Here is a 25,677-nt window from a genome sequence, read left to right as displayed (position 1 = left end):
CTGTGGCCCGTTATACCCTACGCCGACTGCTGCTAATGATTCCGACCCTTTTCGGGATCATGCTACTCAATTTTATTATTGTTCAGGCGGCGCCGGGTGGGCCAATTGATCAGATGCTGGCGCGTTTTGAAGGCGCCGACGCCATGGCCAGCACTCGCTTGGATATGGGTGGCGCCGATGTCCAGGTCAGCGATGACTCCCGGGGCGCCCGAGGTATTGACCCACGCTTTATCGAACAGCTAGAGCAGCAGTTTGGTTTTGACAAACCCGCCCACGAACGCTTTATCGGCATGATGGCGGATTACCTCACCCTCGATTTTGGCACCAGTTTCTTCCGCGACCGCCCGGTAACAGATCTGATGATCGAGCGACTGCCGGTTTCCATATCGCTAGGGCTCTGGACGACGCTGCTGGTCTATTTAATCTCTATCCCATTAGGCATTAAAAAAGCGCTACGCCACGGCTCCCGGTTTGACGTTTGGTCGTCGGGGTTAGTGATTGTCGGCTATGCCATTCCGGGCTTCCTGTTTGCCATCCTGCTCATTGTTCTGTTTGCCGGGGGGACCTACTGGGACTTATTCCCTTTACGCGGTTTGACCTCACCCGACTTCGACCAGCTTTCAGCCTGGGGCAAAGTCAAAGACTACTTTTGGCATATCACGCTGCCGGTGATCGCCGCCTCAATTGGCAGCTTTGCCACGCTGACGATGCTAACCAAAAACAGCTTTCTCGATGAGATTCACAAGCAGTATGTGATTACCGCCCGCGCCAAGGGCGCCGACGAGCGGCGCGTGCTTTATGGTCATGTATTTCGCAATGCCATGCTGATTATTATCGCGGGCCTACCCGCCGCCATGATCGGTATTTTCTTCACCGGCGCGCTGTTGATCGAAGTTATCTTCTCCCTGGATGGTCTGGGTCTGCTCGGTTTCGAAGCGGTCATGCAGCGGGATTACCCGGTGATATTCGGCACCCTGTTCCTGTATACCGTGATCGGCTTAATCCTCAAGCTGATTTCCGATTTGACCTACGTGTGGGTAGATCCGCGTATCGACTTTTCGACTCGGGAGTCGTGATAATGGCCTCTTTATCGTCACGTTTATCGCCTATTACTCGCCGTCGACTGGCCGCTTTTAAAGCCAATCGCCGTGCACGGGTGTCACTCTGGTTATTTACCACGCTGTTTATCCTCAGCCTGTTTGCCGAGCTCATTGCTAACGACAAACCGATCATCATGCAGTACGACGGCCAGTGGTACTTTCCCATGCTGGTGGACTACCCAGAAACCGAGTTTGACGGCTTTCTACCGACCCGAACGGACTATCTGGATCCCTTTGTTCAGCAACAAATTGATGATCACGGCTGGGCGCTGTGGCCCATCATTCCATTTTCATACCAGACCCTGGACATGAATATGACCCGCCCTTCTCCGGCACCGCCGGATAGCCGCCACTGGCTGGGCACCGATGACCAAGGCCGGGATGTGACCGCACGGGTGATTTATGGCTTTCGACTCTCGGTGGCCTTTGCCCTGGTGCTCACCGCAGGATCGTTAGTCGTCGGTGTGGTAGTGGGCGGTGTGCAGGGCTACTTTGGCGGTAAAATTGATTTGATCGGTCAGCGATTCACCGAAATCTGGTCTGGCTTGCCGGTGCTGTTCCTGCTGATTATTTTAGCCAGCTTTGTTCAACCGGGGTTTTGGTGGCTGCTGGGCATTATGCTGCTCTTTTCGTGGCTGGGTCTGGTGGATATCGTACGTGCCGAGTTCCTGCGGGCGCGTAATTTGGAGTATGTGCGCGCGGCCAAAGCCATGGGCTTGCCGTCACGCTTGATCATGTGGCGTCACGTGCTACCCAATGCCATGGTAGCGACACTGACGTTTATTCCGTTTCTATTTACCGGCGCCATTGGCACCTTGACCGCTCTGGATTTTCTCGGCTTCGGCCTGCCGCCGGGCGCTCCTTCGCTGGGTGAGCTTGCTGCCCAGGGCAAAAATAATCTACACGCCCCTTGGCTGGGCATCACAGCGTTTATGACCCTGGCCATCATGCTATCACTGCTGGTATTTATCGGTGAGGGCTTGCGTGACGCCTTTGATCCCCGCCACGTACAACAGCGCCAAGCAGGCCCAGCCCAGGAGTCCCAGCATGCCTAATCCCCTGCTGCGCATTGAACACCTTGATGTCGCGTTCGATAACACCCCTGTGGTGCATTCACTCTCGCTAACCCTCAACGCGGGTGAAACCCTGGCCATTGTCGGTGAGTCTGGCTCGGGTAAATCGGTATCGGCGCTGGGCATGGTGAATTTGCTGCCCAGTAATGCCAGCGTTCAAGGCGAACGCTGGCTGGGTGATACCAATCTGGCCACGTTAACGGAAACTGAGTGGAACACGGTGCGCGGCAATCGCGTCGGTTTTATCTTCCAGGAGCCGATGACCTCACTAAACCCCCTGCATCGGGTGGGCAAGCAGATTGGTGAGGCCTTACGGCTGCATCAAGGGCTGCGCGGCCAGGCGGCCCGTGAGCGCAGCAAAGAGCTGCTGGAACAGGTGAAACTACCGCGCCCGGACGAACTGTTGGATGCCTGGCCCCACCAGCTCTCGGGTGGGCAGCGCCAGCGGGTGATGATTGCCATGGCAATTGCCAACAATCCCTCACTACTGATTGCCGATGAGCCCACCACCGCACTGGACGTCACGGTACAGCAGGAGATTCTCGCCCTGCTGCGGGAACTACGCGACCACCATGGCATGGGTATGCTGTTTATCAGCCACGACTTAAACCTGGTGCGCCGCCATGCCGATCGCATTTGCGTGATGTACCAAGGGCGCATTCAAGAAATCGGCCCGGTGGAGCAGGTCTTTCAGCACCCCCAAAGCGATTACACTAAAGCGCTACTGGCCGCTGAGCCGGAAGGTAGGCCCCAAGCTATAGAGCATACAGCGCCGCTACTGACCGCTCGTCAATTGAGCGTGAGCTTTAAGCGCCCTAAGACCGGCTTATTTAAGCGCCAGCCCCCTGCTTTTGTAGCGGTGCAACCAATAGATTTCCAAATCGCGCCAGGGGAAACCCTGGGCATTGTCGGTGAGTCCGGCTCGGGTAAAACCACGCTGGCGTCAGCGGTCATGCGGCTGGTCACTAGCCAAGGCGATGTTACCCTTGGCAACGATAAACTAAGCGCCCTAACCGGCGATTCGTTACGCCGCCAGCGCCATCGCCTGCAAATGGTGTTTCAAGACCCTTATGGCGCACTTTCACCGCGTATGCCAGTGTTTGATATCGTTAGTGAAGGGCTGCGCTTTCACTACCCCCATCTCACCACTGAAGAAGTCGCCCAGCGGGTCAATCAAACGCTGCACGAGGTAGGTTTACCCGAGAGCTGTGCCGCGCGCTACCCCCACGAGTTCTCCGGCGGTCAGCGCCAGCGCATTGCCGTGGCAAGAGCGATTATCTTAGAGCCAGAGTTGCTGGTGCTGGATGAGCCAACCTCGGCGTTAGATCGTACCGTGCAGAAGCAGCTAGTCTCCCTGTTACGCGATTTGCAGGCACGCCGTCAGCTAAGCTATCTGTTTATAAGCCATGATTTAGCCGTAGTGCGTGCCATGGCACACCGTATTATGGTGCTAAAGGATGGCGAGGTGGTCGAACAAGGCCCCTGCCTAGAGGTGCTTTCTGCGCCACAGAACGCGTATACTCAAGCGTTGATTGCCGCTGCACATCTGACCCACTAGCTCTGATTGACTAACTTTATTAAGCCACGATACTGGTCATTGCTGTCTGCAAAATCAAATATAACGGTATAAAACTACAGATAAAATAAAGCCGCTTACCCTTTTGGGAAGCGGCTAATGGAAACCTTAAACAAGGGCTGCTCAGAAAAGCGCGATTTCCTCGGCGGTTAATTCGCGCCACTCGCCGGGCGCCAGGTTGGCATCCAGAGCTAAGTCACCGATAGAGCTGCGGTGCAGTGAGTTCACGTGATTGCCCAAGGCGGCAAACATACGCTTCACCTGGTGATAGCGCCCTTCGGTAATGGTGAGCTCTGCCTGGGTGGGCGAAAGCAGCCGCAGTGTTGCTGGCTGCGTCGGGGTCTCCTCTCCATCCAGCATCAGGCCATCGGCGACTTGGCCAATCGCCCACTCCGCCGTCGCGCCTTCCATCGGTTCCGCCAGCTCGGCGATATACACCTTGGCACAGCGATGGCGTGGTGACGTGACGCGGTGCGACCACTGACCATCATCGGTTAATAGCAGCAGTCCCGTGGTATCCACATCTAACCGCCCTACCGGCTGTAACCGATCAGCTTTGGGCAGATCGATTAGATCGATTGCTCTTTGATAGAGACCGCGGCGGGCGTTACATTCAACGTCGACGGGCTTGTGCAGCATAATGTAGCGCAACCCTACCAGCGCCAACCGCTCGCCGTTGAGTACCACTACATCGTTATCGGTATCGATTTGGGTCGCCGACTGTTTGATCGGCTCGCCGTTCAGGGTCACTTCGCCATTTTTGAGTGCCCGCTTGGCGAGGCTGCGGGTTAACGGTGTGGTCTCACTTAAAAAGCGATCAAGGCGCATCATTAACCCACTCCTGGCAGCAGCTTAAAGTGGTCGGCATCTTGCCAGGCAGGAAATTTTTCACGAAAAGCATCAAGGGCAGTTTTATCCAGCGTGCCCGTCTCTATAAACGGGGTATGGGCAGGTTTATCAATTAGCGGTTCGCCTTTGAAGTCGACCAACAGGGAGTCGCCGCTGTAGGCAAGCCCTTTGGCATCTTCTCCAACGCGATTAACGCCAATTACATAGCTTAGGTTCTCTACCGCGCGGGCCTGGAGCAGCGTACGCCATGGATGACGACGCGGTGCTGGCCAGTTGGCGATACACAGCAGCGCATCATACTCGAAATGCTCCCCTTCTGCTGGCTGCTGGCGCATCCACACCGGAAAACGCAGGTCGTAGCAAACGCTCAGCAGCAGCTTAAAGCCATTAAGCTCTACCACTTTACGCTCACTGCCCATACCGTAGCGCTCATGCTCCCCGGCCATACGGAATAAGTGGCGCTTGTCGTAGTGGGTTAACTCCCCCTCCGGCGTTGCCCAGATCAAGCGATTATAAAACTCGCCGTTCTCTTCAATCGCCACGCTGCCGGTCATCACACAGTTACGCGCCTTCGCCTGGGCCTGTAGCCAGGCAACGCTTTGGCTCTCGGCCATCGGCTGGGCCATTTCGCGGGAGTTCATGGTAAAGCCAGTGGCAAACATTTCCGGCAATACAATAAGATCCGTATCGCGGCTATCCAACTCGCCCAGCAACTTCTCAAGATGGGTGTGGTTGGCCTGGGGGTCTTCCCAGCGCAGATCGCACTGCACTAGCGTGTTCCTAAGTTGACTCACTTAACACCTCCAATTCGTCAGTCTCAAGGCAACGTTTATGCTAGATTAGCATCTTTAAATAATGAGGCTGCTATGCTTCCTACTCCAACACGCGATCCAGCTGCCGTCAAAGGCGTCATGTTCGGGCTAACCGCCTATACCATGTGGGGCTGCTTTCCGCTATTTTTTGCCCTATTCGACGGCGTTCCCGCCTTTGAAATTTTGATTCATCGGATCATTTGGGCGTGTCTGTTTTTAGTCGGTTTGATTACCCTATTACGCCGCTGGCCGCCCGTTGTCACTGCATTAGGCGAACCCAAGCGGCTTGGCCGGGTGTTAGCCTGCGCGCTATTGATTGGGTTTAACTGGGGTATCTATATTTATGCGGTGGAGTCAAAGCAGGTATTGCAAGCGAGCCTGGGCTACTTCTTAACGCCTTTAGTGAACGTCGCGCTCGGCATGCTGGTACTGCGGGAAGTGATGGCCAAGCTGCAGCTGGTCGCCTTGGGCTTGGCCAGCGTCGCCATTGCAGTGCAGTTCGTGATGCTTGGCGAGCTGCCCTGGATTAGTTTACTACTGGCGTTAAGCTTCGGCAGTTATGGCCTGTTTCGTAAGCAGGTACCGCTGGACGGCTTATCAGGACTGTTTGTAGAAACCCTGCTGCTATTTCCCCTCGCCCTGATCGCCTTGACCTGGTTAAGCTGGAACGGCAGTTCGCACTTTTTGCAAAATACAGCTACCACTAATCTGCTAATCGCCAGCGGTGTCTTGACCGCATTGCCGCTTATGGCTTTTGCTGGCGCGGCTCGTCGGCTACGCTTAGCGACCATTGGCTTTCTTATGTACATCAATCCCAGTATCCAATTTCTCATCGCGCTAACGGTTTTCGGCGAGCCCCTGGGCGTTATCCAGTTGGCAACGTTCGTGCTTATTTGGATCGGGCTCGCGCTTTATTCCTGGTCGGCGTGGCAGTCACGCCCGCGCTACGCTGCGGCTAGTTAGCGCCAGCGGCGATGATGCACTAGCATCGGCAGCAGCTTCAAGCATAGGCGTCGATGCAGTGTCCCGTTCAGGCTGGTAGCCAACCCGGAAGCCGCCCCAGTGCTTACCCTGCACATACACCGGCACTGAGAGGTCGTGCATGATTTCGCCGGTATCGCGCTTGTAGGTTTGTAGCAGCAGCGGCTTTTCATGAGCGCCACAGCGGCTGCCGGTTGGGTCATCGAAAATGCGCTTGTTGCGGCAGAATTTTAAATCGTGGGCGTAGTCACCGGTTGGCGCAAGGCTGACCGCTTTGTTATGGGTCGGCACATAGCCTTTACGGTCACAGGCAATGGCATAGCTTAAGCCTAACTGAGTGAGCAAAGGCTCCTGCAGATCAGGCAGATACCTATCGGTGAAACTATCAAAGCCGGTTTTATATTGCGGCGGCTGCGTACCCGGAATCTGTTCATAGTGGGGCTGGAACAGCTGGGTGCCTGAAAGCTCCCCACTGGCAATCGCCTTCTCCAGCAGCTTACCCAACTTATCGGCGGTTAATCGTGCGGCGTGAAACACCTGTTGGTGGCGGCCCTCTAAATGCTGCTGGGCCAGTTCACCATCGACCCCTTCCGCAGCCTCCATCAATGCGCGGGCCTGTTCAGCCAAATCGTGCATATTTCGGTTGCCTTCATCCACATCATCTTCTAGCTGGCTCAGGCTGTCCGCCACGGTTTGACTATGTTGACGGGTGTTTTCCATGGCATCGGCAACACGGGTGATTTCGCTCTGCACCTGGTCGAATTCCTGCGTCATCGTACCCAGACTGGTGCCGACCACTTGCAGCCCCTTGGAGCGTTCGCTGATACGGGCCATTAAGTCACCAATGGTGTCGACTACCGACTGGCCGCTCTGATGCATATCCTTAACCAGCTCATCGACACTTTGCGTCGCGGTAGAGGTCTTAAGCGCCAGGTTGCGCACTTCGCCAGCAACGACGGCAAACCCTCGACCGTGTTCGCCCGCTCGGGCCGCTTCAATTGACGCATTGAGCGACAGCAGATGGGTTTGTTCGGCGATACCCTCAATCATGGAGGTAACGTTGCGAACGCGCTCTATTTTATCGTTCAGCGCGGTCAGCATTTCCAGCGCTTGGTTGGAGCGGTCGGCGACGTCGCTCATGTCCTGGATAATATCGTCCAGCTCGGCATGGTTGTGATGACTGGCTTCCCGGGCGCTCTCTGCCAGCGCCGCCACTTGGCTGGCGCTGGCACTCACCTGCATAATGGCTGCATTAATGGCCGTCATACTCGATGAAGCTTCACGGGCCATGGTCTCTTGTTTGGTTAGACGCTGATCCATCAGGTCGGCGTAGTGCGACACTTCAGCCGAGGCAATCGCGGTACTACTAGCGCGGTTCATTAATCGGTAGGCCATGGCACGCAGCGACCGGTAATCACGCAGCGGTTTAAAGCCAAACCGACTCTGCTCCAGGTGACGTTGGTCGGCTCGGTAAACGCCTTCCAGCGCACTGAGCAGCATAGCACCACCGCCCATCGCGGCGAACAGGAGCGCCAGGTAACGCCAGTGGCCGCCCTGAGCGGCAAGCACTATGGAAAGCGCCACGAACAGCACCGGAACTAACAATCGCAGTAAGCGCATGAGCAGTACTCTTTTTATTAACATTATCAAGTATCGAAAATACCACTTCTGAGGAATTAACTCCCCTTCGCGGCTAAGCTTAGCGTGTAACGCTTATGAAAGAAGTAGCACTTTGGGGGAAGGAAGCGCTTGGTCATCATTGGGTTACCGCAGTGAAAATGAATATAAGCACTGCAATGAAATGGAATATCCCTTACTCTTTTGGTTCTGCCACTTCTACAACACCTGGAACCCATGCTAAAGCGCTACTTGCCAATCCTGACATGGCTCCCCCACTACCATAAACGCCTATTGGGGGCCGATCTTTTGGCGGGCTTGATTGTCACCGTGATGGTCATTCCCCAATCGCTGGCCTATGCGCTGCTGGCCGGGTTACCCGCGGTGGTGGGCCTCTACGCCAGTATACTGCCTCAACTGTTCTATACCCTGTTTGGTACCAGCAAAACCCTCGCGGTCGGGCCGGTGGCAATTATCGCGCTGATGACCGGTGCCGCGCTCTCCTCAGTAGCAGCCACGGGCACGGAGACCTATTTACAGGCAGCGCTGATCCTGTCACTACTTTCCGGTGGCATGCTGGTCGTGATGGGGCTGCTGAAAATGGGCTTTTTCAGCAATTTTCTAAGCCACCCGGTTATCTCCGGCTTCTTAACGGCGTCGGGCATTTTGATCGCGGCCAGCCAACTGGGCAGCTTACTGGGGGTAGAGAGTAGTGGCTTTACCCTGGTGGAACGTCTTATCACCCTGGTGCCCAACTTAACCACCTTTAACTTACCCACTTTGCTGATCGGCAGTGGAACCCTGCTGTTTTTGATAGCTATGCGACGCAAAGGTAAAGCCACCCTGAACAAGATGGGCCTGCCAAACACCCTGGCGGACTTGATCGCCAAAGCGGGGCCGGTCTTTGCAGTCGTAATCACCACCCTGGTGACCTGGCACTGGCAGTTGGCCGATAGAGGCGTTGACGTAGTGGGATCCATTCCCGGTGGTTTACCCGCGTTGAGCTTTCCCTGGGCAGACTACTCGCTATGGCGGGCACTGCTAATCCCAGCGCTGCTGATTAGCCTGGTCGGCTTTGTGGAGTCGGTCTCCATGGGCCAGATGTTGGCCGCTAAACGGCGCCAGCGCATATCCCCCAATCAGGAGTTAGTAGGCCTGGGCGCCAGCAATTTAGCCGCCGGACTTTCCAGCGGCATGCCGGTAACCGGGGGATTGTCCCGCACCGTTATTAACTACGATGCAGGGGCGCAAACACCTGCCGCCGGTGCCTTTGCGGCACTAGGTATTGCGCTGGTCACCCTGTCATTTACCGGTTGGCTCTACTATCTGCCCATCGCGACCCTGGCCGCGACGATTACCGTTTCGATTTTGACGCTGGTGGACATCCCCATGCTGCGCCAAACCTGGCGCTACTCCCGCAGCGACTTTGCCGCCATGGCGGTGACGATTCTGCTAACGCTGTGCGAAGGCGTTGAAGCTGGCATTATCAGCGGTGTGACACTCTCTATTGCGCTATTTTTGTACCGCACCAGCCGCCCGCACAGCGCCCTGGTGGGTCGCGTGCCCGGCACCGAACACTTTAGAAACACCACCCGCCACGATGTCGAAACGGTCAATACCGTTGCCCTGCTGCGCATCGATGAGAGCCTCTATTTTGCCAATGCCCGCTATTTGGAAGACACCGTTTATAACCTGGTGGCGAGTCACCCCGAACTTGAGCACGTGGTGCTGATCTGTTCGGCGGTTAACCTGATCGATGCCTCAGCCCTAGAGAGTCTGGATGCGATCAACGCCCGTTTAAAAGACTCCGATGTAAAACTGCATTTATCCGAGGTCAAAGGCCCAGTAATGGATCAGCTAAAGAAGAGTGACTTTCTGGATGCACTGACCGGACGGGTATTTCTAAGCACCTATGCCGCTTGGCGTGAGTTTTCTTAACTGTATTGCTCTCGCTACCGCTCTGAAAAACCAGGCTTTTGCCTGGTTTTTTTATGCCTGTTGTTGACCAACGGGCACCGCTGCTAACAACGGCATTGACAGCCACCCAGCGGCTTCTCTACTATCACTCGACCATTTAGCAAAATACAATACCGCATAGCAAAACACATTCGATCAAATAACCAGTAACTGAACGTCACCATCAACGTCACTACAACCACAATAAAGGAGCATCCCAATGCGCCCCTTCGCTCAACGCCTACTTATTGCCGCCTTACCTCTATCGCTACTCGGCGCAGCAGTCAGCCACGCCAGTGAAATTGAACTGCCCGGCACCATGGCCTGGACGGCTTATGGCACCAACTCAAGCGGCTATGCCCAAGCCGTCGCCATCGGCAATATGCTGCAGAACAAATACGATTCGTCTGTACGTATTCTGCCGGGTGATAACGATGTATCACGCATGACGCCGCTCAAGCAGGGCCGCGTTGACCTTTGCGCCTGCGGGATCGCCAGCTACTACGGCGCGGAAGGTGTAATGATGTTTGCCGACCGTGACTGGGGCCCTCAGCCACTTCGCGTGATTACCACTTCTACCGCCTCTTTTGGCCTCTCCCTTGCGGTTGCGGGCGACTTGGACGTTGAAACACCCGCTGACCTGGCGGGCAAACGCATCGCCTATATCCGCGGCGACGATGCGCTCAATAAAGGCACAGAGGCGTACCTCGCCTTTGGCGGTTTAACCTGGGATGACGTAGAGCGTGTTGATTACCCCGGCTATGGCCGCTCGTTCGACGGCATTATCGCTGGCGATGTGGATGCCTCCTTTACCACAACGGTGACCCCGCCTGCCCAGCAGTTGGCCAGTAGCCCCCGCGGCATTAGCTGGCCGGTGTTAGACCCCAACGACGAAGCAGGCTGGGAGCGTATGGCTGCGGTGGCGCCTTACTTCCGCCCTCACGAAGTCACTTCTGGGGCAGGCGGCATCAGCGCCGAAAATCCGGTGCCTAGCGCTAGCTACCCTTACCCCATCGTAGTTGCCAACCAAGACCTGGACGACAATGTGGCTTATGGCCTGATCAAGGCCATGCAGGAAAATTTCGACGACTATAAAGATAACGCCCCAGGGGCGCTTGGCTACGCCTTGGAACAGCAAGACCTTCAGTGGGTAGTGCCATTCCACGATGCGGTCGTGGAGTACTACAAAGAGATCGACGTATGGACCGATGAAATGCAGGCTCATCAGGACAAGCTCGTTGAGCGTCAGAACGTGCTGCTAACCGCCTGGGAAAGTTTTATGCAGGACGCACCCAGTGAGGACGAGGCATTTACTACCGGCTGGATGGAAGCCCGTGCCACCGCGCTGAGCGATGCCGGTTTCGAACCGATCTTCGAGTGATACACCACGGGGCGGCACTTGCCGCCCCCTGCTGATTGACGGATGTCCCCCATGACCACAGATACCTCGCCTGCCAATAATCAGCAGGTTAAAGAAAAGATCAGCCAAATTCGTCAGCTTCCTCCTGCGCTGCGCTGGATTCCCGCCACGGTCACCGTCATTTTGATGGCGATGACCCTGGATTATCTGTTTAACGTTGGCTTACTGACTTTCGTTACGGGTCTGGAGACGCAGTTCTACTACGCCGTTGTGGCGCTGCTGCTACCGCTGGTGTTTTTGCTTTGGCCCATGCGCAGTCGCCAACAAGAGCAGCCCATTCCCTGGTATGACTACACGCTGAGCGCCATCACACTTATCGTTGGCGGCTATTTTGTTTACAACGCAGTGCCCATTTTGGAGCGCGGCTGGGCCTTTTCTGCACCCGAAATCGCCATTTATGCAAGCTACGCCTACTGGCTGCTGATTATCGAAGCAGCACGCCGGGCGGGTGGTTTACCCATTGCGATTATTGCCGGGGTATTCTCGCTCTATCCGCTGGTGGCCGATATCGTCCCCGGCCCTATCCAGGCGTTTCCTTCAACTCTTGAACAAACCGCCATGTACCACACCATGAGTACCGAAAGCATCATGGGGGTGCCGCTGCAGGCATTCGCGGGCCTGGTGATTGGCTTTTTGGTGTTTGGTGTCGTGCTGCAGAAAAGCGGCGGCGGTAAGTTTTTTATTAATTTGGCCTTTGCGCTGCTGGGCCATGTACGGGGCGGCCCTGCTAAGGTGTCGATTTTCTCCAGTGGCCTGATGGGCTCCATGAGCGGCAGCGTGATCAGTAACGTACTCACCACCGGCGTGCTGTCGATTCCCGCCATGCGTCGTATCGGCATGAGCCGCTCCTTTGCCGGCGGTGTAGAAGCCTGCGCCTCAACCGGCGGTGTATTGATGCCCCCTGTTATGGGTGCTACTGCTTTTGTCATGGCGATGTTTCTGGACATCCCCTACTCCGCTGTGGCGCTGGCCGCCGTCATTCCTTCGATTCTGTATTTCCTGGGTCTGTTTATTCAGATTGATGCCTACGCTGCGCGCCACGATATTAAAGGCCTACCCGCCGTTGAGCTGCCTTCGCTTTGGCAAACCATAAAAGAGGGTTGGTACTTTATTTTTGTCTTCGCGTTATTAGTCTGGATGCTGCTGATTATGCAGCGCGAAGCCGTAGCGCCTTTTTACGCCACCGCGCTGCTGTTAGTGCTGAACCAGCTTTCCAAGCATAACCGCTGGGGCTGGAAAGACGTGGCCGATACGCTGTCGTCTGCCGCCAAGCTATTTGCCGAGCTGATCGCTATTTTGGCCGGCGTGGGCATGCTGGTCGGTGCGCTTTCGATGACCGGTCTTTCTGGCACCATCGCTAACGACTTTATCAATATTGCCGGTGGCAGCGTGCCGCTACTGCTGATTATGGGCGCCGTGACCAGTTTCGTGCTCGGCATTGGCATGACCGTGACTGCCGCCTATATTTTCCTCGCCGTTGCGCTAGCCCCCGCGCTGATTCAAGGCGGAGGGCTGGATCCCATGGCGGTGCATATGTTCATCCTTTACTGGGGCATGCTGAGTTTCATTACTCCGCCGGTCGCCCTGGGTGCCTTTGCCGCCGCCACCGTGGCCGGTGCCCGGCCCATGGAAACGGGTCTGCAGGCCATGCGACTGGGTAGCGTGATCTACTTTATCCCCTTCCTCTTTGTGCTTAATCCGGCGTTGATTATGCAGGGCGCACCGCTGGTGATCGTGGCCGTGTTTATCCAGGCCGTGCTCGGCATCATTCTGTTTGCCTCCGCCATGCAAGGCTACTTGATGGGCGTTGGGCGACTGGGCTATGGCGCGCTGCAGGAGATCATTATTCGCGCCCTGGTACTGGTCGCGGGACTATTACTGGCACTGCCTGGCGGTGGAATGATCCCCCTTAGCCAGTGGGAACTGATCGGCCTTGCGCTTGCTGCACTAGTGCCCGGCGTGTTGATGGCACGCTTAAGCCAGCGCCACCATCGGCGTACGCAAAGCGCCTCTGCTGCGTAACAGATAGAACGCCAGGGTTATTTTTTAATTCATTATCATGCGAAATACGAGAGCCTAACTATGTCCGTTCACTACCAGCGCCACGGTGATATAGGCGTTATCCAAATTGCTAACCCGCCGGTTAATGCCCTGGGTCAGGCCGTGCGCAGCGGCTTAGTCAACGCGCTCAAAGAGGGTATTGCCGACACAGATGCGAAAGCGCTGGTCGTGCTGGCCGATGGCCGCACGTTTATTGCCGGGGCGGATATCCGTGAGTTTGGCAAGCCGCCCCAAGCTCCCCTCCTGCCCGATGTGATTACCCACCTGGAAGCCTGCCCAAAACCGCTGATCGCTGCCCTGCACGGCACGGCCCTGGGCGGCGGTTTGGAAGTAGCACTCGGTTGCCACTACCGAATCGCGCTGGCAGGAACCCGCGTAGGGCTACCAGAGGTAAAGCTTGGCCTACTGCCTGGCGCCGGTGGCACACAACGTTTGCCACGCTTAGTTAGCGTTGAGCGGGCGTTAGAGATGATTACCAGCGGTCGCTTTGTGGAGGCTGAAGAAGCGCTTGAGGCGGGCATCATCGACGCCATTAGCGACGCCAAAACGCCTCTTGAAGCGGGTTTAGCCGCCGCCCAGGAAGTGCTGGCAGGCACTCAAACACCCCGCATCACCGGCCAGCTTCCTGCCCCGGCGGCGGATTCCCAGGCCATCACTAAAACGTTGGAACATCTTAACCAGCAATCTCCCGAGTTGTTTTCGCCGTTTCGCATTGTCGAAGCGATTCAGGCCTGCGTGGATGCCGAGTCACTTGAGGCCGGATTGCGCCGCGAGCGGGAGCTGTTTCTAGCCTGTATGGACTCCCCCCAGCGCGCCGGGCTTATTCATCTGTTTTTTGCCGCACGCAGCCCGCACCTGGTGCCCGACGTTGAGAAAGCCAGTGCTTTTAAACACGTTGCACTGATTGGTGAGCATCCGCTATTTGAACGCCTGCAAAAGGCCGCGCAAAAGGCGGGTATTAGCTTAACCAGCACACCCGACGAGGCCACCGAACTTTGCCTCCTGGCGCCCAATGCCCCCAGAGATTCAGGCAAGGCGTGCCCGGTTATCGCACTGGAAGAGATTGGCGCCGGCAGCGACAGCGCCTGTTCCAAAGATAGTGCGCTAAGCCTGATCATTGCTGAAAACGGCCATATCGCTGAGCTAATCAACGTAAGCGCAGAACCACTTATTCAGCAGCGAGCCGCACTGACGCTTAAAGCGTTGCGTCTAAACATCGTGGTCAGCCAGCAAAAAAGCATGCTTCGTGCGATGCATGCTGCCATTCAGCAAGCCCCGACCAGTGAAAGGCAGTCAGCGCTTGAACAGCTGAGTGTCAATATGGCGAAACAGGGCTTCTGCTACCGGGAAAGTGACCTCGATTTGCTCGCGGTGGAAGCGTTTGGCTATCCACGTCACCTAGGAGGGCCACACCGCCAGGCCACGCTCTCAACTGCAGCTCAGGATGTATAGCCCATGAACCTCACCTTTAGCCCCGAAGAGCAGGCATTTCGCGAACAGGTTCGCCGCTTTCTAGCCGATGCACTGCCCAGCGATATTAGCCAGCGCGTACGCCAAGGACGCCACCTGCGTGCAGATGATCACCTGCGCTGGCAGAACATCCTCAGCGAACAGGGCTGGCTAGCCTCTAACTGGCCAAAAGAGTTTGGCGGCCCAGGCTGGGGGCCGGTACAGCGGCATATTTTCGACGAAGAGTGCGCCGCAGCCCATGCGCCTACGGTCGTTCCCTTCGGCGTTAATATGGTGGCCCCCGTCATCATGAAATTCGGCAGTGTCGAGCAGCAACAGCACTACCTGCCGCGCATTTTGAGCAATCAGGATTGGTGGTGCCAAGGCTACTCAGAGCCCGGCGCTGGGTCTGATTTAGCGGGTCTAAATACCCGCGCCGTTCGCGATGGCGACCACTATATCGTCAATGGTCAGAAAACCTGGACCACCCTGGGCCAGCACGCCAACATGCTGTTCTGCCTGGTACGCACCGACCCAGATGCCAAGAAGCAGGCGGGCATCAGCTTTCTGTTGATTGATATGCAGACACCGGGTATCACCGTGCGGCCAATTATTACCCTGGATGGTGCCCACGAAGTTAACGAAATCTTTTTAGATAACGTGCGCGTACCCTTAGAAAACCGGGTCGGCGAAGAGGGCCAGGGCTGGACATGCGCTAAGTTTCTACTCACCCATGAACGTACCGGGATTGCGGGGCTTGGTCACGCCAAGCAGGCGCTGCGCCACTTGAAGTCCCTGGCGAGCCGGATTCAACATCGCGGTAAACCGCTGCTGGAGCTACCCAGCTTCCGTCAGCGGGTGGTGAAAGCGGAACTCGAACTAATGGCGCTGGAAGTGACTAACCTGCGCGTGATTGCCGCTGCCCGAGATGGCGGTGTACCCGGCGCAGAGAGCTCGCTGCTAAAAGTACGCGGCTCGGAGCTTCGCCAGGAGCTAAGCGAGCTTACCCGGCGCGCCCTGGGCCCTGCTGCGCTGCCATTCTTTCCCGACTTCCTGCATGGCGACGACAGCCTGGATGAGGAACGCGCCCAAAACGCCTCCGCCAGCGCTCAGTATTTCAATCGTCGCAAGCTGTCGATTTATGGCGGCGCCAATGAAATACAAAAAAGTATCGTCGCCAAAACCATTCTAAATATGTGAGGTCACCATGGATTTTGCTTTAACCGACGAGCAGCGCATGCTCGAAGAGACGCTCACCCGTTTGGTGGCCGACCAGGTTTCCGCCGAGCAGCGCCGCGCTATGCTGGCCGCTGCTCCAAACCGCGATTCTGCACTATGGCGCACCTTTGCCGAGCTGGGTTTGCTGCATATGCCCTTCAGCGAAGACGTGGACGGGCTAGGGGGCGATGGCACCGACCTGATGATTATTATGCAGGCATTGGGACGAGGCTTAGTGCCCGAGCCCTATCTGGCTGGCCTGGTGCTGCCCGGCCAACTGCTGGCCGTTACCGCCAACAGCGAACAGCAAACCCAGTGGCTAGCCCCACTACTTGAAGGTGAGCACCAGTTGGCGCTTGCCTGGCAGGAGATTGGCGCCCGTTACGACGCCTTTACGGTAGCTACCCAGGCTACCCAGCAAGACGACCAATGGCAGCTAACCGGCAGAAAAGACGTGGTACTTAACCTTGAAGCCGCTGCGGCTACGTTGGTCACCGCCCGATTAGATAACGGCAGGCTAGGGCTGTTCATTGTGCCCGCTGATGCACCGGGCACAGCTACCCACCTCTACCGCACTATCGACGATCAGCCCGCCGGTGACCTGACCCTGGACAGCGTCACGCTGCCGTTAACCAACTTCCTGAGTGAAGATGTTAGCGATAAGCTAGCGGAGGTGCTGGCCGTGGGCCGGGCAGCGCTCTGCGCCCAAGCTATCGGCGCAATGGAGGAGGCCTGCAACCAAACGCTCGCTTATTTAAAAGAGCGCAAGCAGTTTGGCGTACCGCTTTCGACCTTTCAGGCCCTGCAGCACCGTATGGTGGATATGCACCTGCACCTGGAACAGTCCCGCTCCATGGCAATTTTAGCCGCCACTAGTCTCGCGCTACCTGCCAGCGAACGGGATTACAAAATTGCCGCGGCCAAAGCCTACTGTGGCGAGTCGGCTCGCTTTATTGCTGAGCAGGCGATCCAACTGCATGGGGCGATGGGTATGACCGAAGAGTGCTATGTCGCGAACTACGCCAAGCATCTGGTAATGTTCGATCACTACCTGGGCGACAGCGACTATCATCTCGAAACGGTCAGCGAGCTGTTAAAGGTTGCCTGAGAACGTTGCCAGACAAGCTAATTAGGGAGCGATACATGCCAGATTACGTCGGCGAGTTAGTGACTGTCAGCGCTATTGAAAACGGCATCGTAGAAGTGGCCATTGCACGCCCCGAAGTACGCAATGCGCTGAATGAAGCCACCGCCCTGGCACTCAATGAGGCGCTGGCGGTGGTGGCAGACAATGAGCAAGTTCGCTGTGTGATTCTGCGCGGTGAAGGTAGTGCGTTTTGCGCCGGCGCTGACCTGGCAGAGTTTGAGAAGGCAACGTCTCAGCCTGCGAGCGAACGGCTGGAAACGCTCTTTCTGCCTGCCCTGCGTAGCCTAATGGCAATGAATAAGCCGGTGATTGCAGCGGTTAGCGGTGCGGCTGCGGGCATCGGTGTTTCCTATGTGCTCGCCAGCGATATGGTGGTGATGGGCCACTCCGCCTACCTGAAGCTTGCCTTTATCAATATTGGGCTCATCCCTGACGGCGGTGCCTGCTGGCATCTGGTGCGCCAGCTTGGCCATGCTCAGGCGTTTGAAATGGCCGCCTTGGCAACCCCCATTTCGGGTGAGCGCTGCGTCGAACTCGGCTTGGCTAACCGCGTCGTCGAAGATAACCAAGTGCTAGACGAAGCTTGGTCGTTGGCGCAAGCACTGGTGAGTCAATCGCCCCAGGCGTTAAGCGCTACCAAACGCGCCTTACGGGAAGCTGCCCAGCGCCCGCTAAATGACACGATGCAATTAGAGGGCGAGCTTCAAGATCAGTGCAAGGCGTCGGAAGATTTTCACACGCGGGTGGCAGCGTTTCGTCAAAGCCGCCGTAAATGATCCAACGTTTTCTGGTAATCCTGGCGCAGCGTGGCCACTTCTTCGGCCACGCTGTGCATAGAGGCAATAGCGCCTACGCCCTGCCCCGCGCCCCAGATATCCCGCCACGCTTTTGCCTTACTGCTACCCCCTGAGCCATAGCGCATAGAGGTTTTATCACCTTCAGGCAGCGCATCAGGATCTAATCCCGCCTGTTCGATACTTTGCCGTAGATAGTTACCGTGCACGCCGGTAAACAGGTTGGTATAGACAATATCGCCTGCCGCTGCGTCGAGCACCATCTGTTTATAGTCCGCTTGGGCGTTTGCCTCTTGGGTGGCAATGAAACGCGTGCCCATATAGACCAAATCCACGCCTAGCACCTGGGCGGCAACGATCTGTTCGCCTTTGCTAATCGCCCCTGCCAGTACTAACGGGCCGTCGTAAAAGCGGCGCACTTCGGCCACAAACGCAAAGGGATTTAGCCGCCCGGCATGCCCGCCTGCGCCGTGGCAGACCAGTATCAGCCCATCAACCCCCGCATCAATCGCTTTCTTGGCGTGCCGCAACGTGGTCACATCATGAAAAACCAGCCCGCCATAGGCGTGCACCTTTTCCACCACTTGATTAGGCGCGTGCAGACTGGTAATCACCAGCGGCACCTTGAACTCGGCGCATAGCGCGACATCGTGTTCTAGGCGATCATTGGTGGGGTGCACGATTTGGTTGACCGCAAAGGGTGCTGAGGGTTGTTCGGGGTGCTGCGCATCATAGTCGGCCAGGGTTTGAGTGATCTGCTGTAACCACTCACGTAATACGTCAGCAGGTCGGGCGTTGAGCGCGGGGAAAGCACCCAGAATGCCCGCCTGGCATTGGGCAATCACCAGTTCCGGCCCGGAGACGATAAACATGGGTGAACCGATCACCGGCAGGGTTAATGAAGCGGTTAGGCGCGTTAGCATGGGAAGCTCGCTGGTTGTTATTGTGAGGTAATCTGCAAAAGGCCCCGATTGGGGCCTTCCGTGAACTGCTTTTAGATGCGCTTACAACTTGCTCTCAAGCTCCGGCAGGATCTCAAACAGATCCCCCACCAGGCCGTAATCCGCCACCTGGAAAATCGGTGCTTCGTCGTCTTTGTTGATGGCAACGATCACCTTGGAGTCCTTCATGCCCGCCAGGTGCTGGATGGCACCGGAAATGCCCACGGCGATATACAGATCCGGCGCGACGATCTTGCCGGTTTGGCCGACCTGCATATCGTTGGGCACAAAGCCTGCGTCTACCGCGGCCCGGGAAGCACCGATGGCAGCCCCCAGCTTGTCGGCAATGCCGTCGAGCAGCTTGAAGTTTTCGCCGTTGCCCATACCGCGGCCGCCGGAGATCACCACCTTGGCGCCGCCCAATTCAGGACGATCCGACTGCGCCAGCTCCTCTTTCACAAAGCTGGACTGGCTGTTGTCGACCACTACGTCGACGGCTTCCACCGTCGCGCTGCCGCTGGTGCCGACCGCATCAAAACCGGTGGAACGCACGGTGATGACCTTGAGGGCATCGTCGCTTTTGACGGTAGCAATGGCGTTACCGGCGTAGATCGGTCGCTTAAAGGTATCGGCGCTGTCCACGGCGATAACGTCCGACAGCTGGCTGACGTCTTTTAGCGCCGCTAAACGCGGCAGCACGTTTTTGCCGGTAGTCGAAGCGCTGGCCAGCACGTGGGTGTAGCCATCGGCCAGTTCGACCAGCAGCGCGCCCATGGGCTCGGCCAGCTGGTGGGCGTAAACGGCGTTATCCGCAACGCGGACTTTGCTCACGCCGTCGAGTTTGGCGGCGGCTTCGGCAGCGGCTTGCACGCCTTCACCGGCCACCAGGATATCGATATCGCCACCGATGGCTTGGGCGGCCGCCACGACGTGGGCGGTGGCACCGGCCAGTTGGCCTTCGTGTAGATCCGCAAGTACCAGAATGCTCATGGCATCAACTCCTTTCAAAGCTCTTTTCTTAAAGTACGGTTTTCAAAGCACTTATCTTAAAGAGCTTATCTCAAAGAACTTTGGCTTCGTTTTTCAGCTTGTCGATCAGCTCGTCTACCGAGGCGACTTTGACGCCACCTTTGCGCTCGGCGGGCGACTCGACTTTGAGCAGGCTGACCTTGGAGGCAACCTCAACGCCGTAGTCGGCGGGGGTTTTCACATCCAGCGGCTTTTTCTTGGCCTTCATGATGTCGGGGAGCTTGGCGTAGCGCGGCTCATTCAAACGCAGGTCGGTGGTGACAATCGCCGGTAGTGTCAGGGCGATGGTCTGCAGGCCGCCGTCAATTTCACGCGTCACGTTCACCTTGTCGCCGTCGACCGCTACTTCCGAGGCAAAGGTGCCCTGGGGCAGGCCGGTGAGCGCGGCGAGCATTTGGCCGGTCTGGTTGTTGTCGGTGTCGATGGCCTGTTTACCCAACACCACCAACCCCGGCTGCTCTTCTTCAACCACTTTGGCCAGCAGCTTGGCCACGGCCAGGGATTCGGCGCGCTCGTCGGTTTCGATATGGATGGCGCGATCCGCCCCCAGCGCCAGCGCGGTACGTAGCTGCTCTTGGGCGGCTTTGGGCCCTACCGTGACGGCGACGACTTCTGTCGCCACGCCCTTCTCTTTCAGGCGTACCGCCTCTTCCACGGCAATTTCGCAGAAGGGGTTCATGGCCATTTTGACGTTGGTAAGATCAACGTCAGAGTGATCCGCTTTAACGCGGATTTTGACGTTATAGTCGATGACGCGTTTCACCGCGACGAGTACTTTCATAAGGCGTGCTCCTGGCGATTAAGAATATTTAATCTTGTTTCAACCATTCTTTAATTCTGCATAGCAGAATACTATTTTACTTTATGACAAGAACATTAAAAAAACACCGCACAAAGGTCAAGCGCTTCCGCATTCTTACCCCCCTTTAAAAGGGTGCCCATACAAACCACGCTGCCAATAGCGGAATCGAGGCGACCAGAAATCTGCCGTTCCAGCGGTAGCCGATACGCGTGGCGGGTACACCGGTAAATCGGGACAAAATCAGCATTGATGCGGTCATCGGCGACGACATTAGCGCCAGCGCCCAGCCTACCATCAGCGATGCACCTATCAGCGCAGGCGTTAGCCCCTCAATGGCTAACTGCGGTAGCAGTCCCACCAGCAGCGTTACCGTCACGATAGGATTAACACCTACCTGGGCCAGCCCCACTACCATCAGCATCGCCAGCACGGCATTGAAGGCGCCCCACGGGTTCAACACCGTTAGTAGCGGCGCCAACTGCTGAGTGTCCACCAGCCCAACGCATAAATGCCCCAAATAGCCCGCCGCCCCTAGCACCACGATCTCATTGGCACTGGGCGAAAGCAGCCACGGCAACTGACGATGCACCGCGCTAACCGCGGCAGGCAGCCCGCCGAAGCCAAGCCTGCGCCGCTGCCAGGCAAGCCAAATCAGCGCCCCCGTGGGCGCACCTAACAGCGCGGCAATGGGTAAGCGCAGTGTTAATAGCCAGGCAAGGCTAAACACCAGCGCCACAATTCCCAGCAGCAACACACTGAACTGGGCCAACGGACGTAACGAAGGAGCAGCTACAGGGGCTTTATTGGCAGGGGGATGTGGGCCGGTGAGAAAATCTACCGCCCAGCCGGCCAGAAAAATCAGCGCAGCGGCACCCAAAATATACGGCGCAAGCTCCAGCCAAGTGACCTGGGGAAGGCTCGACAGCACTACCGCCACCCCAATGCCCATAGGGGAGATCAACGGCGCCAGGGAAAACCCGCGCAGCAGCGCCAACATCATGCGCCGCTGGCGAGCCTCTCGTACCCAGGCGCGCCCTTGGGCCGCGACTAGGGTGTTACTCTTTTCAATCATGGCGGCAAACAAGTTAAGCACGCCGATATTGAGAATAATCCCAAACAGCGCAGAACCAAGCGATAAAATCGGGTAGCGGCGGCTAGGCGGTTGAAGCAGCATGCTTTGCCCACAGCGGCGCACCAGGCGCGAACGGTAGGCAGGCAAACGTAGCATACTCAACGCCACCACAAAGGTAGCAAAAAACGCAAAACGCCCACTGGCTTCAAACAGCAGTTGGCCTGGGTTCGACGAGTGCCAGAGCGCTAGCAGCGACACTATCCCCGCGGCTAACAGTAACCCTCTGGCCATCCGCGTTAGCTTGCCAACAAGCGTTAATAGATAGAGCGCCAGCGCGGCAATGCCGACGGCTTGCCAAAACAGGCTGCCAACCACCAGATGAAACAGCGTTGCCAAGGTGACCAGCAGTAACAGAGAAACCCGCAGGCGGGCTGGGCTCACTCAGTTGGCTCCCGGGGTTTGTTTTCTGGAAATCCCTCTGTGGATTCACTGCCACTGCGACGCCGAAAGGAGCCTTCTCCCATGGCCACTAAGCTGCCCTGGTCATCGACTATCTCACCGCTGCTCATATAGGTTTTCTGTCCGCCGCCGCGAACCGTGCCTATTGCCTTCAACACACCTTGCCGGGCAGGGCCCACAAAGGTCGTGGTTAATGAGAGTGTCATTCCTCGGCGAATATTGCCCGGCACATCGCAGTGCAAACCGGCAAGGCTTAAAGCGCTATCCAGCATTGAAGCCAATACACCACCATGAACGTTGCCGCTGCGGTTTAGGTGTTTTGGCTCAATGGTCAGTTCAACGACTACTCGGCCCTCTTCCCACTCAACGACGTGCATGCCCAGCAGTTCGTGGTAGCCCATTAACGCTTGCTGAGGTGAATGACTCATGAGCCGCTCTCCTGCTGGGCTAAATCGCGCAATCGTCCTTTAAGAATTTTGCCGCTGGCGGTGGAAGGTAGCGTATCCATCAATACAATTTGAGTAGGCCGTTTGTAAGGCGCCAACCGCTCAGCGATAAACGCCTTGAGCTCCGCCAGATCAACGTCAACGCCCGGCTCGCACTGCACAAACGCCACGACTTCTTCGTTTCCGGCGATTTGACGCCCCACTACGGCGGTAAGCGTGACCGCAGGGTGTTCGTTAATCACCGCTTCCACATCCGGCGGGTAGATATTGAAGCCGGAGCGGATAATCAGCTCTTTGCTACGCCCAACAATATAGAGTTGATCCTGGTGATCGAGCTTGGCGATATCGCCGGTATTGAGCCAACCATCGTCAGTTAGAGTGGCCCGAGTGGCTTCCGGCTGACGAAAGTAGCCTTTCATAATGTTTGGCCCGCGCACCCATAGCTCACCTACTTCATCTCCAGGCTGCTCGGTAGTTCCGCTGTCGCTAAGCGGTTCCAGGCGGTACTCAAGCAAAGGCAATACCCGGCCAACGGTGCTAGTTGCATGGCGGTCATCGATGCGGGTCTGGCTTATGGTAGGGCTGGCCTCGGTTAAACCGTAGCCGTTATGCAGCGTCAGCCCAAAGGCGGACTCTACCCGCACTTTGGTGTCGCTATCTAACGGCGAACCTCCTGCTGACATATAAATTAGCTCAGGTGCTTCCAACGGGCGCTGCTCACGTTTTAAAAACTCTAACGCCCGGGCATACATCGCCGGCACGCCCTGGAGAACGGTAATGCGCTCCTGCTTCAGCGTTGCCAGCATATGGGCGGCATCGAAGCGCGGCACGGTATACAGGCAGGCGCCGTTATAGAGCGACCCCATACATACCGAAGAGAGGCCAAACACATGGGACATGGGCAGCACGCCGTAGACCCGCTGTCCTTCGCTTAAATGACGCATGCCGCCTGAAATCGAGGCGATATAGAGAATACCACGATGGGTCAGCATGACGCCTTTAGGTGTGCCAGTGGTGCCCGAGGTGTAGATCATCGCCGCCACCTGCTCGGCGCCGCTCGCGCAGACCGGCTCGGGCTCGCTGTCATACAGCGGCGAAATGGCCAGCCCACCCAACTGAGGGTGCTGGTAGCGGTCAGCCGCGTGGCGCTCGGCGTGCTGGCACGCCTCTTGGGATGCTTCACAGGTATAGAAGACTCGCCGAGGTAGGCAGTTGCCCTGAATTAGGTCAACTTCCTGTGCTGAGAGGCGCGAATTAACGATAGCCACCCAGACATCCAGCTCGCTGGCAGCCAGTAGCAGCACGACCAGAGCGCGGCAGTTTTCACTCACCGTCATAATCCGGTCGCCAGGGCGAATGCCCAATGCGCTTAACCACTCACAGGCGGCGTGTATTTCTTGACCAAGCTCCGCATAACTCCAGCGCACATTGCCATCCACGATAGCCGGATGCTCGCCAAGCAGCTTGGCATTTTCAAGCACGCGGGTACTGAGGCGCTCGGGAAGCTCGGCCACCAGCTCGCTGGCAAGGCGCCCAAAAATAGCCTCGTCCGGCGCTTGGTAGGAAACCGATAAAGCCATTAGGACGCCTCCCGCACCATATTGCGAGCAATGACGATTTGTTGAATCTGGGTGGTGCCTTCGTAAATACGGAATAGCCGCACATCGCGGTAAAACCGCTCAACCGCGTATTCCGACATGTAGCCCGCCCCACCGTGAACCTGCACCGCGCGGTCTGCGACACGGCCCACCATTTCTGCGCAGAAAAGTTTGCAGCAGGAGGCCAGTGTCGAAACATTTTCGCCATCGTCTTTACGCCGTGCGGCATCCATCACCATGGTTTTGCCTGCATAGGCTTCGGTTTTGCTATCCGCCAACATGGCTTGGATCAGCTGATGCTCGGCAAGCGCCGCACCAAACTGCTTACGCTCCATGGTGTAGCGCAGCGACTCTTCCACTAAGCGCTCGGCCACACCTACACAAACCGCCGAAATATGCAGCCGCCCGCGGTCTAGCACCTTCATCGCCGTTTTAAAGCCTTGCCCCTCTTTTCCGCCAATAATATTTTCAGCGGGCACTCGGCAGTTGTCGAAAATAATATCGCAGGTATGGGCGCCCTTCTGGCCCATCTTGTTATCCGCAGGGCCGCGTACCAGCCCTGGAGTATTACCTTCGACGATAAAGGCTGAAATACCGCCTGCGCCTTTATTCTCTGGGTCAGTACGCGCCATCACGGTAAACAGATCGGCTTCTGGGCCGTTGGTGATATAACGCTTGGTGCCGTTCAAGATATAGTCATCGCCATCCCGCACCGCCGTCGTGCGCAGGCTGGCGGCGTCGGAGCCGGAATCGGGCTCGGTGAGACAGAACGAGCTAAGAATCTCGCCCGTGGCCAAGCGTGGCACATACTTGGCTTTCTGCTCATCAGTACCATCAATCAAAATACCCTGGGCGCCGATGCCATTATTAGTGCCAAACACCGAGCGAAAGGCAGGCGAGGTTTTACCAATTTCCATCGCCACCAGCGCCTCCTCCTCCATGGTCAGGCCCAGGCCGCCGTACTCTTCAGGGATCGATAGCCCGAACAGGCCCATCTCTTTCATTTCCGCAAGAATTTCTGGGGGCACCGCATCCTCCTCGGCTAGGCGTGCCTCATTAGGAATTAGGCGCTCACGGACAAAACGAGCGATGGTATCAACAAGCTGGTTAATCAATTCTGGATCGCGAATCATGACGGCTCCTGGTGGCAACGGGTTTTATAGTTAGAGTTATCATTCGAAGTAGCGCTGGGCGTGGACAACACATGTATTTTGCATAGCAAAACTATTGTCCACTATTCTTGTCAGGCACTTTTGCATAGCCTAGGATGGCAGTCA

At 56.8% G+C, this 25,677-nt stretch carries 21 protein-coding genes; 11 read left to right on the top strand and 10 right to left on the bottom strand.

Translation table 11 applies throughout. The annotated features are described in order from the left end of the window. The first annotated feature begins 2 nt into the window (after positions 1-2). The 3 genes from SR894_RS09900 to SR894_RS09890 are packed head-to-tail and all read left to right on the top strand — an operon-like array spanning position 3 to position 3,731. Positions 3-1,076 (top strand): microcin C ABC transporter permease YejB, encoded by a 1,074-nt coding sequence (locus SR894_RS09900; RefSeq protein WP_133732854.1) that lies wholly within the window; start codon positions 3-5, stop codon positions 1,074-1,076. Between the two features lie 2 nt (positions 1,077-1,078). Beyond that, positions 1,079-2,155 carry an ABC transporter permease gene (locus SR894_RS09895; protein ID WP_133732855.1) on the top strand — a complete coding sequence of 359 codons (1,077 nt, stop codon included), beginning with the start codon at positions 1,079-1,081 and terminating at the stop codon, positions 2,153-2,155. Next, a complete protein-coding gene (locus SR894_RS09890; protein WP_133732856.1) occupies positions 2,148-3,731 on the top strand; it encodes an ABC transporter ATP-binding protein in 1,584 nt (527 codons plus the stop codon). The genes SR894_RS09895 and SR894_RS09890 overlap by 8 nt, the downstream gene beginning before the upstream one ends. Positions 3,732-3,872: 141 nt before the next feature. On the opposite strand, the gene SR894_RS09885 is transcribed toward SR894_RS09890, so the two are convergent. Beyond that, positions 3,873-4,577 carry a pseudouridine synthase gene (locus SR894_RS09885; protein WP_133732920.1) on the bottom strand — a complete coding sequence of 235 codons (705 nt, stop codon included), beginning with the start codon at positions 4,575-4,577 and terminating at the stop codon, positions 3,873-3,875. 2 nt (positions 4,578-4,579) lie between these two features. Next, on the bottom strand, positions 4,580-5,392 hold the full coding sequence (locus SR894_RS09880; protein WP_133732857.1) for an amidohydrolase: 813 nt from the start codon (positions 5,390-5,392) through the stop codon (positions 4,580-4,582). Positions 5,393-5,464: 72 nt separating this feature from the next. On the opposite strand from SR894_RS09880, the gene rarD reads away from it, so the two are divergent. Next, a complete protein-coding gene (rarD, locus tag SR894_RS09875; RefSeq protein WP_133732858.1) occupies positions 5,465-6,373 on the top strand; it encodes an EamA family transporter RarD in 909 nt (302 codons plus the stop codon). On the opposite strand, the gene SR894_RS09870 is transcribed toward rarD, so the two are convergent. Then, positions 6,344-8,011: a methyl-accepting chemotaxis protein gene (locus tag SR894_RS09870; RefSeq protein WP_223289174.1), complete on the bottom strand. Its 1,668-nt coding sequence runs from the start codon at positions 8,009-8,011 to the stop codon at positions 6,344-6,346. The two genes, rarD and SR894_RS09870, sit on opposite strands and share 30 nt — an antisense overlap. Positions 8,012-8,245: 234 nt before the next feature. On the opposite strand from SR894_RS09870, the gene SR894_RS09865 reads away from it, so the two are divergent. From SR894_RS09865 to SR894_RS09835, 7 genes are all read left to right on the top strand, one after another. Then, positions 8,246-9,946 (top strand): SulP family inorganic anion transporter, encoded by a 1,701-nt coding sequence (locus tag SR894_RS09865; RefSeq protein WP_223289175.1) that lies wholly within the window; start codon positions 8,246-8,248, stop codon positions 9,944-9,946. Between the two features lie 238 nt (positions 9,947-10,184). Next, positions 10,185-11,345, top strand: coding sequence for a TAXI family TRAP transporter solute-binding subunit (locus tag SR894_RS09860; protein WP_133732861.1), 1,161 nt, complete (start codon positions 10,185-10,187; stop codon positions 11,343-11,345). Positions 11,346-11,396: 51 nt separating this feature from the next. After that, positions 11,397-13,406 carry a TRAP transporter permease gene (locus SR894_RS09855; protein WP_223289176.1) on the top strand — a complete coding sequence of 670 codons (2,010 nt, stop codon included), beginning with the start codon at positions 11,397-11,399 and terminating at the stop codon, positions 13,404-13,406. Between the two features lie 60 nt (positions 13,407-13,466). Next, the gene (locus SR894_RS09850) at positions 13,467-14,897 is read left to right on the top strand and encodes an enoyl-CoA hydratase/isomerase family protein (RefSeq protein WP_223289177.1); all 1,431 of its coding nucleotides are present in this window, start codon (positions 13,467-13,469) and stop codon (positions 14,895-14,897) included. A 3-nt stretch (positions 14,898-14,900) separates the two neighbouring features. Continuing rightward, complete coding sequence (locus SR894_RS09845; protein WP_223289178.1) at positions 14,901-16,094, top strand: acyl-CoA dehydrogenase family protein; 1,194 nt, start codon at positions 14,901-14,903, stop codon at positions 16,092-16,094. 7 nt (positions 16,095-16,101) lie between these two features. Next, positions 16,102-17,220, top strand: coding sequence for an acyl-CoA dehydrogenase family protein (locus SR894_RS09840; protein WP_223289179.1), 1,119 nt, complete (start codon positions 16,102-16,104; stop codon positions 17,218-17,220). Between the two features lie 35 nt (positions 17,221-17,255). Continuing rightward, complete coding sequence (locus SR894_RS09835; protein ID WP_223289180.1) at positions 17,256-18,035, top strand: enoyl-CoA hydratase/isomerase family protein; 780 nt, start codon at positions 17,256-17,258, stop codon at positions 18,033-18,035. On the opposite strand, the gene SR894_RS09830 is transcribed toward SR894_RS09835, so the two are convergent. The 7 genes from SR894_RS09830 to SR894_RS09800 form a co-directional block, all read right to left on the bottom strand. Then, positions 18,017-18,976 carry an NAD(P)H-dependent flavin oxidoreductase gene (locus SR894_RS09830; RefSeq protein WP_223289181.1) on the bottom strand — a complete coding sequence of 320 codons (960 nt, stop codon included), beginning with the start codon at positions 18,974-18,976 and terminating at the stop codon, positions 18,017-18,019. The two genes, SR894_RS09835 and SR894_RS09830, sit on opposite strands and share 19 nt — an antisense overlap. An 81-nt stretch (positions 18,977-19,057) precedes the next feature. Continuing rightward, positions 19,058-19,984: an electron transfer flavoprotein subunit alpha/FixB family protein gene (locus SR894_RS09825; RefSeq protein WP_133730514.1), complete on the bottom strand. Its 927-nt coding sequence runs from the start codon at positions 19,982-19,984 to the stop codon at positions 19,058-19,060. Between the two features lie 70 nt (positions 19,985-20,054). Beyond that, a complete protein-coding gene (locus tag SR894_RS09820; RefSeq protein ID WP_133730513.1) occupies positions 20,055-20,804 on the bottom strand; it encodes an electron transfer flavoprotein subunit beta/FixA family protein in 750 nt (249 codons plus the stop codon). A gap of 145 nt (positions 20,805-20,949) precedes the next feature. Further along, positions 20,950-22,338 (bottom strand): hypothetical protein, encoded by a 1,389-nt coding sequence (locus tag SR894_RS09815; RefSeq protein ID WP_223289009.1) that lies wholly within the window; start codon positions 22,336-22,338, stop codon positions 20,950-20,952. After that, complete coding sequence (locus tag SR894_RS09810; RefSeq protein WP_223289010.1) at positions 22,335-22,784, bottom strand: PaaI family thioesterase; 450 nt, start codon at positions 22,782-22,784, stop codon at positions 22,335-22,337. Before SR894_RS09810 ends, SR894_RS09815 begins: the two co-directional genes overlap by 4 nt. Then, positions 22,781-24,382, bottom strand: coding sequence for a class I adenylate-forming enzyme family protein (locus SR894_RS09805; RefSeq protein ID WP_223289011.1), 1,602 nt, complete (start codon positions 24,380-24,382; stop codon positions 22,781-22,783). The genes SR894_RS09810 and SR894_RS09805 overlap by 4 nt, the downstream gene beginning before the upstream one ends. After that, positions 24,382-25,533, bottom strand: coding sequence for an acyl-CoA dehydrogenase family protein (locus SR894_RS09800; protein ID WP_172420765.1), 1,152 nt, complete (start codon positions 25,531-25,533; stop codon positions 24,382-24,384). Before SR894_RS09800 ends, SR894_RS09805 begins: the two co-directional genes overlap by 1 nt. Between the last annotated feature and the right edge of the window lie 144 nt (positions 25,534-25,677).

The sequence above is a fragment of the Vreelandella neptunia genome (assembly GCF_034479615.1).
GTDB classification, from domain to species: Bacteria; Pseudomonadota; Gammaproteobacteria; order Pseudomonadales; family Halomonadaceae; genus Vreelandella; species Vreelandella neptunia.
The sequence above is the reverse complement of the archived record's forward strand: the minus strand, read 5'-3'. Positions and strand labels throughout refer to the sequence as shown.